Origin of the sequence: Azospirillum griseum (assembly GCF_003966125.1) — a bacterium.
GTDB lineage: Bacteria > Pseudomonadota > Alphaproteobacteria > Azospirillales > Azospirillaceae > Azospirillum > Azospirillum griseum.
Window position 1 is genome coordinate 1 of record NZ_RXMA01000213.1, and the last position, 210, is coordinate 210.

General features: G+C 58.6%; 1 pseudogene. It reads right to left on the reverse strand.

Annotated elements, in window-relative coordinates:
• Window positions 1-40 precede the first annotated feature (40 nt).
• Window positions 41-210 (reverse strand): annotated as a pseudogene (locus EJ903_RS27950) (IS3 family transposase); the annotation flags it as partial.

Genomic DNA, 210 nt, shown 5'->3' on the forward strand with positions numbered 1-210 from the left:
GTGAACCGCGCCGGGATTGTCGGCGGCAAAAGTTCGTGAGTCACGCCGCCATTTGCTGATTGCTCACGGCGTCATGATAGCGTTGTTCGGCCTCGGCTGGTGGAATATTTCCGATAGGTTCGAGCAGGCGGCGGTTGTTGAACCAGTCGACCCATTCGAGGGTGGCGTATTCCACGGCTTCAAAGGATTTCCACGGTCCCCGCCTGTGGA